The organism is Rhodopirellula sp. UBA1907 (genome assembly GCF_002337565.1).
GTDB classification, from domain to species: domain Bacteria; phylum Planctomycetota; class Planctomycetia; order Pirellulales; family Pirellulaceae; genus Rhodopirellula; species Rhodopirellula europaea.
Genome location: NZ_DDGH01000060.1, coordinates 45,227 through 53,756, shown reverse-complemented (window position 1 = coordinate 53,756; position 8,530 = coordinate 45,227). Strand labels below are relative to the sequence as shown.

Annotated in this window: 6 protein-coding genes and 1 pseudogene; all 7 read left to right on the top strand. The window is 55.4% G+C overall.

Annotation, left to right across the window (positions count from 1 at the left end; all coding sequences use genetic code 11):
* A pseudogene (locus B2R17_RS13135) lies at positions 1 to 446 on the top strand (arylsulfatase); the annotation flags it as partial.
* Between the two features lie 504 nt (positions 447 to 950).
* Positions 951 to 3,056: an aceric acid hydrolase gene (locus tag B2R17_RS13130; RefSeq protein WP_286764335.1), complete on the top strand. Its 2,106-nt coding sequence runs from the start codon at positions 951 to 953 to the stop codon at positions 3,054 to 3,056.
* Positions 3,057 to 3,103: 47 nt separating this feature from the next.
* Complete coding sequence (locus B2R17_RS13125; RefSeq protein WP_286764334.1) at positions 3,104 to 4,102, top strand: pectate lyase family protein; 999 nt, start codon at positions 3,104 to 3,106, stop codon at positions 4,100 to 4,102.
* Between the two features lie 153 nt (positions 4,103 to 4,255).
* The gene (locus B2R17_RS13120; protein WP_286764333.1) at positions 4,256 to 4,948 is read left to right on the top strand and encodes an orotidine 5'-phosphate decarboxylase / HUMPS family protein; all 693 of its coding nucleotides are present in this window, start codon (positions 4,256 to 4,258) and stop codon (positions 4,946 to 4,948) included.
* A gap of 138 nt (positions 4,949 to 5,086) precedes the next feature.
* Positions 5,087 to 6,115: a zinc-binding dehydrogenase gene (locus B2R17_RS13115; RefSeq protein ID WP_286764332.1), complete on the top strand. Its 1,029-nt coding sequence runs from the start codon at positions 5,087 to 5,089 to the stop codon at positions 6,113 to 6,115.
* 88 nt (positions 6,116 to 6,203) lie between these two features.
* Entirely contained in the window at positions 6,204 to 7,088 is an 885-nt protein-coding gene (locus tag B2R17_RS13110) for a sugar phosphate isomerase/epimerase family protein (protein ID WP_286764331.1), read from the top strand.
* Positions 7,089 to 7,152: 64 nt separating this feature from the next.
* A complete protein-coding gene (locus B2R17_RS13105; protein WP_008656547.1) occupies positions 7,153 to 8,115 on the top strand; it encodes an SGNH/GDSL hydrolase family protein in 963 nt (320 codons plus the stop codon).
* Positions 8,116 to 8,530: the final 415 nt, after the last annotated feature.

The following is an 8,530-nucleotide window of genomic DNA, read 5'->3' as shown; positions in this document are numbered from 1 at the left end:
TTTCATGGCCCGGCCACATCCAGCCCGCCGTGAGTGACAAGCTGATCGATGCTTCGGATTTCTATCCGACGTTGATTGAATTGGCGGGCGGCAAAGTGGTGGAGGATCCAACGATAGACGGAATCAGCTTCGCCCCGGAATTGTTTGGCGAACAGGGACAGGAAAAAGAGTCCCTGTTCTTTTGGTACGACCCTCGTCCCGGCGAAGACAAATCGCAGTTCAGCCGCGAAGTGCTCGCACTCAATCGAACCCACAAGTACTTTCGCGATGGCCGCCTGTTTCGTTTAACAGATCGCCCGCTCGAAGAAATCGCCATTGATCTGGAACATGCCACCGAGCAAGATCGAGCCGCAATGAAGCGACTCCAACAACGCATCACCGAGGCGATGGCGGGAGTCGATGAACCACCACTGCTGGATGCCACCGGCCAACCGATTTCGCCGTGAGAAATTGATTCGTTAGACGTTTGCGTCACAAACCAACCTTCAGGTCGTGACTTTACCAATGGCACCTCATCAAGTGACGCGGTGGTTCGCCGGAAACTCCCTGGGGAAGCAACCACAAGACTCTCTCGTCTTGAACGGAACTAAACAACACCTCGCGTTGCAGGGTCCGATTCACGATGTCAGCGTCGATCCCGGCCCGCAGGCATTTCAGCTCGATTTCGCTGTGGCAATCGGCACGCGTCATCGCCACAGACGCCCACCTTTCGCAGGTAAAACCGCAAGGAGCGAACTTGGGACGGAAAGTATCAAACTTCTTCAACGACCTTGGGATACCGTTAATTACGCACTGAAAACAGGAAGATCCCGGGAAGTACGACGCTTAGCCTAATCCCAACACGTGCAGCAAAGCGGGGCGAGCGGCTTCTGGAATCGCGAGTGCAGCAGGAACCACTTCGTTGCTCAACGGGATCGTCAGCGAGCAAATGTGAGTCAGCCATCCAGTGAATGGGTAAAGAGCTCCTGTCGGATCGCAACATTCGCAAACAACAAACTTGTTTTCAACTCGCCACCACCGTTGGCAACGGACAATGCTTCATGCGAATCGCCTTCAACATCCTTGCAGTTCACGTTGGCGTTTGGCTGCTTGCATGCAATGCCACTGCTCAGCCGATCGCATCTCCCCCTTTCCGCTCCGTTGAACCGATCGCGATTGGGGAGGTGAACTGGACCGACGGTTTTTGGGCTCAACGTCTGGAAAGCTGTCGTCGCAAGACCATCCCAGCGATGTGGGAAATTATGCGGGGAACGCAGTACAAGCCTTACCTGGAACATTTCCGCATCGCCGCGGGACTGTCGGAAGGCAGGTACCGCGGCGCGTCGTTCAATGACGGCGACTTCTACAAATGGATCGAAGCGGTTTGCCTGCTGCAAGCCGTCGACAAGGACCATGTCTGGGATCAACGACTTGATGAAATCATCACGATCATAGGCAAGGCACAGCGCAGCGACGGTTACCTCCACACGCCCGTCCTGATCGCAAACCGAAATGGCGATGACAGTGTTCAACCGTTTGGTGATCGCTTCAATTTTGAGATGTACAACATGGGGCATCTGATGACGGCGGCATGCGTCCATCATCAGGTGACGGGCAAAAATAGCTTGCTTCGCATCGCCCAGCGAGCCGCTGACTTTCTCGACGATGCGTACCGCAACCCAACGCCTGAACAAGCCGGGCACGCGATCTGCCCGTCACACTACATGGGACTGTTGGATCTGTATCGCACCACTGGCGAGTCTCGTTACCTGGATCTCGCAAAACGATTGGTCGAGATGCGTGACCTGACAATGGACGGAGGTGACGACAACCAAGATCGCATCCCGTTCACCCAACAAACCGAAGCAGTCGGCCATGCTGTACGAGCCACCTACCTCTACGCGGGAATCGCTGACATTTATGCGGAAACCGGCGACAAAGCCTTGTGGTCGTCGCTGGAGACCATCTGGCAAAACGTGGTTGACAAGAAAATGTACATCACGGGCGGTTGCGGTGCCTTGCATGACGGTGCCTCTCCCGATGGTTCCAAAAACCAGCGCGAAATCACTCGCGTCCATCAAGCCTTCGGCCGCAACTACCAACTCCCCAATGCGACGGCCCACAACGAAACCTGTGCGAACATCGGCAACGTGCTTTGGAACTGGCGGATGTTTCTCGCCAGTGGCGAAGCAAAACACATCGATACGCTGGAACTGGCACTTTACAACTCTGTTCTGTCAGGAGTTGATCTCAACGGAACGAACTTCTTTTACACCAACCCGCTTCGACAATCTGACATGGCACCGGTGGCACTGCGATGGGCCGGCGGACGAAAACCGTTTGTCACATCGTTCTGTTGCCCACCCAACCTAGCGCGGACAATTGCTGGTGTTGGCCAATACGCCTATGGCAAATCCAACGACACGGTCTGGGTCAACTTGTACGGAAGCAACACGCTAGACACAAAACTGATTGACAGTGGCCACGTTCGCATCGAACAAACCACCGACTACCCGTGGGACGGACGCATTCAAATTACCATCGCAGAATGCCAGAACCAACCGGTGTGTTTGAAGCTGCGAATCCCCGGTTGGGCCACGACGGCCACTTTGAACATCGATGGTGTTCCAACCGACGCCAAAATTGAACCGGGCAGCTACGTTTCATTGAAACGAGTCTGGAGTCCGGGCACAGTCATCGAACTGGACTTTGCAATGCCCGCACGTCTCATCGAATCGCATCCTCTCGTGGAAGAAACCCGCAACCACGTGGCAATCAAACGCAGCCCCGTCGTTTACTGCTTGGAATCTGTCGACCTTCCCAACAACACCTCGCTAGCAGCGATTCGAGTCCCGGAAGACGTGAGCCTGAACCCGCGTTTCGATCCTGAACTTCTCGACGGGGTCACCGTCTTGGACGGCGTCTTGAACCGAAGAGAAGACGATGAATGGGGAGACCACCTGTACCGTGAATTCAATTCGGCAACGACTGTCCCTGTAACGCTGCAGCTCATTCCCTATTTCGCTTGGGCCAACCGTGGCAATTCTGAAATGTCGGTTTGGTTGCCTCTCGATTGAACCTGCCCACGACCATCAACTTCCACCACTTTGTGGCGAACCTCAGCATGAACAACCATCCGTCCATTCCACTACTTGCTGAACTTCTGTCGCTCGTCTTCGCCGGCCTCGTATGCACGCCCCTTGCTTCAGCCGAGAAAAACAACGCTCCCATCGGATGGGCCTCGGTCAGTGGTCGCGGAGTCGAAACGACAACTGGAGGGGCAAATGGTGATGTCGTGACAGCCCGCACCGCGAAGGAATTGGCCGAGTATGCGTCTCACACCGAACCACTCACCATTTTGATCGAAGGAGCGATCACCGGAGATGGCGTCGTGAAAATCGCGTCCGACAAAACGCTTCTCGGTTTGGGCGAATCCACATCGCTCAAGAACATCGAGCTGAATATGAGTGGTGTATCGAACGTTATCATTCGCAACCTCCACATTTCGCATGCTCGAGACGCGATCGCATTGCGTCGAACCCATCATGTATGGGTCGACCACTGCGACCTGTCGGAATGCGGCGATGGCTTGCTCGACATCACTCACCAGTCCGACTTTGTGACCGTTTCCTGGACACGTTTTTCAAAGCATCACAAAACGATGTTGATCAACAGCGGCACCAGCCAACCCGAAGATTCAGGTTACCTCAACACGACCATCCATCATTGCTGGTTCGATGGTTCCGACACTCGCAATCCGCGTGTGGGCTACGGAAAGGTTCACGTGTTCAATTGTTTGTACTCCCGCAACGACTACGGGATCGGATTGCATTCACAGTGCTTGGTACTCGCCGAACGTAACCACTTTGATCAAGTGAAAAACCCGATCAAGCAAATGTATCGCCCGGATCCGACCGACATCCATCATGGTTTCTGTGAATCGGTGGAGAATGTTTTCCAGGATTGTCGAGGCACGCAGGACGACGAAGGAAAGAGTTTTTCCGCGAAGGAATTCTATGAATATGATTCCGCCATGGATGAAGTTGATCATGTTCCGGAGATTGTGAGAATGAACGTGGGACCCAAAAAACACATCGGCAAAGCCTCGGTACAAGGGCAATGAGTCGCTGAAGGTGAATTCTTTGGGGAGGACCAGGGGACGCAAGCTCCGGTGAACGCGGACTCGTAGGACGAGGACCTAGCAACCCCGGAATGGGATACAATTCGGGCCTCCCGCCTGAACCCCACCATCCCTCCCACCTTACGAGGCCGCGACATGCGTCCGATCGTTCAGATTTCGTTGGACCTGACCAACATTGATGAAGCCCTGGAAACCGCCGAGCTTGCCATGCGCGCCGGCGTGGATTGGTTGGAAGCCGGCACACCGCTGATTCTTGCCGAAGGCTTGCACGGCGTGCGTGAACTTCGCGCCGCGTTTCCCGAAACGCCGATCGTCGCCGACCTCAAAACGATGGACGGCGGGTACCTCGAAGCCGAGATGATGGCCAACGCCGGCGCGACCCACGTCGTGGTGATGGCTCGGGCACATGAAGAAACGATCCGCTGCGTCGTCAAAGCGGGTGCTGACTTTGGTTGCGAAGTCATGGGCGACAACATGGTCAGCGAAGACATGGTCGCCGGTGCCAAACGGCTCGAAGACCTGGGGTGCGGTTACGTGATCCACCACATCGGCTACGACGAACGCCGAGGCATCGCGGCTCGCGGCGATCGCATGCCAAGCCCGCTCGACCAATTGCGTGAAGTCGTGCAAGCGGTCGAGGTTCCCGTTCAAGCCGTTGGTGGCTTGTCGATTGAACAAGCCATCGAGTGTCCCAAGTACGGCGCACCTTTGGTGGTTTTGGGAGCACCGCTGACGATCGACGCCGACGCGTTTCGCACCGCCGATGGTGATCTGGAATCCTCCCTTCGAATGATCTGCGATGCCGTGCATGCGCAAGAGGTCGGCTAACAGCGACAGCGACAACTAGCTCTCTGTCATAACCCGCAGCGCGAGCAAGGGATGGAGTTGCCCAGAGCTCCTCGCGATTGCTCTTGTATTATCAGACGTTCCGAATCTTCTTCACTTCGTCAATCAACAGGCAACCCCATGCAATCCGCCGCGGTGGTGAACTACGCTCCCGAACCGAACTCCGTCGAAATTCGCGGAATCGATCGTCCTGAGATCGGCTCACAAGATGTCCTGCTGGAAGTCTCCCACGTCGGCGTATGCGGCAGCGATCTTCATCAATGGACGGCACATCATTCTTGGCCGGTGAACTACCCCGTGGTCCTTGGCCATGAATTTGGCGGACACGTGGTGGAGGTCGGGAACGAGGTCGAAGGCTGGAGAGAGGGTGACCGCGTGGTCAGCGAAACGGCTGCGATCATCGATTCCAACAACCCCATGACGCGGCGTGGCCTCTACAACTTGGACCCAACACGCAAAGGGTTTGGCTACGGAGTCAACGGTGCAATGACTCGCTATGTTCGCGTTCCCTCGCGAATTTTGCACAAGGTTCCCAAGTCGCTCGCGTTTGAACACGCTTGTCTGACCGAACCATGCTGCGTCGCCTACAACGCAGTCGTTCGCAACGCACGCATTGAACCGGGCGATCGAGTCATCGTGATGGGCCCCGGCACGATCGGCATCCTATGCGCCGCCATGGCCCGACTTTGCGGTGCCGAGGTCGCTTTGGTTGGACTGGAATCCGACCGACATCGATTGAACATCGCGGAAGTACACTACGGCTGCCACGGCATCGTCGGTGATCCCACCAACTGGGCCAACGAGCGTGATGGGATGGGATGCGACGGCGTGATCGATGCGGCCGGCTCCAGCATCACACTGGAGATCGCCATGCAAGTTGTGCGACCGGCTGGATGGATCAGCAAAGTCGGTTGGGGCCCGCAACCGCTCGGCTACAACCTGGATCCACTGGTTCAAAAGAATGTGACTTTGCAAGGAAGCTTCAGCCACAACTGGCCGATTTGGGAACGCGTCTTGGCTTTGCTCACAAGCGGACAACTGAACGTCGCACCAATCATCGGAGGCATCTGGCCAATCGACCAGTGGCAGACCGCTTTTGAAAAAATGCACCGCGGCGAAGTCGTCAAATCCGTGCTCCAACCCATTTAATCCCAGGTGGCATAGGCTTCCAGCCTGTGAAGCACACGCAGGCTGGAAGCCTATGCCACATTTCCTCCAACAGACAGCAGTCTCAATCATGCCCCAACTGGCCGCGTTTCCCAAAGCCTACATGACCGCATTGTGCAAAGACGGTTCGATGAAGCTGACCGAGTGGTTTGAGCTTGCCTCGACGCTGGATGTTCAAGGCCTGGAGTTCTACGCCGGCTTTCTAGAACTGGAAGACCAAAGCAACTGGCCCTCGCTACGCCAACAAGTTGAAGACCTCGGGATGGTCATCCCCATGCTGTGTTGTTCACCAGACTTCACGCATCCAGACCAAGCCTTCCGTGACGCACAAATCCAACAACAATTGCGTTGGATCGAGATGACAGAAACACTTGGTGGCAGCTACTGCCGAGTGCTCAGTGGACAGCGACGCCCCGAACTATCCAATGAAGAAGGCATTGAGTTGGCCGCCGACTGCATCACCCAGTGCCTCCCCTACGCTGCCGATCGCGACATCACGCTGATCCTCGAGAACCACTACAAAGATGACTTCTGGGAGTACCCTGAGTTCGCCCAATCCATGGACGTGTTTTGCGATCTGGTGGATGCCATCGACCATCCGAACTTCGGCGTCAACTACGATCCCAGCAATGCGTTCTTGGCCGGCGACGACCCATTGGAATTGCTTCGCCGCGTGTCTCACCGCGTCGTCACCATGCACGCCAGCGATCGCTTTCTGATCGAAGGCACACTGGAAGACCTGCGCGCTGAAGAAGGTGGCTCGGTCGGTTACGCTCAAAGACTCCGTCATGGTGAAATCGGCAAAGGCCTGAACGACTACGATGCTATCTTTCGCGAATTAAAATCGAAAGGCTTTGATTCCTGGATCAGCATCGAAGATGGCGTGGATGGAATCGACCAACTCCGCCGCAGCGCCGATTTCCTACGCCAAAAGATTGCTGAACACTGGAATTGATCCGACCGGCCCATCCCACCTTCACGCCATTCAATCTCTGTCCCACCTCGAAAGAACGCCGCCCATGTCCAGTCGCCGGCCAGCAACCATCGACCCAACTCAACCCAAAAAGCTTGCCCGATTCGGTTTCGCAATTGCGGCTTGTCTGCTGCTGATCAGCCTGCCATGGAAGCCTCTCTTTGCTGATGAATCCGACATCGACTTGCTGGCCAAATCTCGCATCGCGGTCGTTGGGGACAGCATCACGCAAGCTGGACACTACGTTTCTTTTCTGTCGTATCAGTTGCAAAAAAGTTACCCCAAACGAACCTTCGACATCTATCCACTGGGATTGTCGAGTGAAACCGTCTCGGGACTGAGTGAAGACGGACACGCGGGAGGCCGATTCCCACGGCCATGTTTGTTCGAACGATTCGACCGCTTGCTCACCAAACTGAAGCCAGACGTTTTGATCGCATGCTACGGAATGAACGATGGAATCTACCAACCGCTGGAAGAAGGCCGATTCGCAGCGTTCCAGAACGGCATCCAAAACATGATCGCTCAAGCCAAACAGGCCGGCGTGAAGAAGATCTATCTGGTTACACCGCCGATCTACGACTACCAACCAAAAGATGACTCATTCAACTACGAATCCGTGCTCAGCGAATACGCTCGCTGGGAAACGAAACTGAACATTACGAATGTCAAAGTCATCGACCTGCACACAGAGATGCTTGCCGCCCGCAAGCAGCGTGACCAACCGTTTTCAAAAGACAAAGTGCACCCCAATGAAGACGGGCACTGGTTGATGGCACAAACCATCGCGTCCGCACTCGGAGCGAGCGAAACAAACATGACATTGGCAGAAGTCAAAGCGGATCCCGTTTTCGCGTCGATCGATGCGATCCGCAATCTTCGCTGGAAAGCCTGGATGAACCACATCGGATACACGCGAGAAAAAACCTACCCGCCGCAACCTCTTGGCGGGTCGGAAGCACTCGTTGCCGAGCAAAAAGAAGCGATCAAGACGCTCCTTTCACGCTAATACGTGCGAGCCAAATAGCCGCAAACCCTCCGTTTCGCCCATTTCTCCTACTCAAGAAAGAGGCCGAAAAGTTGCTTCGATCGCCCCATGAGAGGGTCACTACTCGATAGACTAGGGGAGCGTTGTCGATTTGTTTCCCTCCAGTTTTTGCTAAGGAGCCGGATCGCACACGCAGGCATGCGGTTGGCCAGCGTTCCAATGGCAAACGCGAGGTCTCCCGGCCCGTGTTCAAGCGGCATGCTTCCCACCACAAAGCCATCACCCGGGTCAAGACTCGCAAGCGATGCCTGAAAAGGTTGTTCGTCGCAAGCGTTTCTTTCCGACGCGACACATCGAGGCAAACGCAAGTGATCCCCACCTCTCTCCTGCATCGGCTTTCATTCCTATTCGGATGTGCAGGGATCGTTCTGGGAAC

Bases quoted from the DNA above. Each gene is read 5' to 3' on its own strand.
- B2R17_RS13130 (WP_286764335.1), top strand. From the start codon at position 951: ATGGGTAAAGAGCTCCTGTCGGATCGCAACATTCGCAAACAACAAACT.
- B2R17_RS13125 (WP_286764334.1), top strand. From the start codon at position 3,104: ATGAACAACCATCCGTCCATTCCACTACTTGCTGAACTTCTGTCGCTC.
- B2R17_RS13120 (WP_286764333.1), top strand. From the start codon at position 4,256: ATGCGTCCGATCGTTCAGATTTCGTTGGACCTGACCAACATTGATGAA.
- B2R17_RS13115 (WP_286764332.1), top strand. From the start codon at position 5,087: ATGCAATCCGCCGCGGTGGTGAACTACGCTCCCGAACCGAACTCCGTC.
- B2R17_RS13110 (WP_286764331.1), top strand. From the start codon at position 6,204: ATGCCCCAACTGGCCGCGTTTCCCAAAGCCTACATGACCGCATTGTGC.
- B2R17_RS13105 (WP_008656547.1), top strand. From the start codon at position 7,153: ATGTCCAGTCGCCGGCCAGCAACCATCGACCCAACTCAACCCAAAAAG.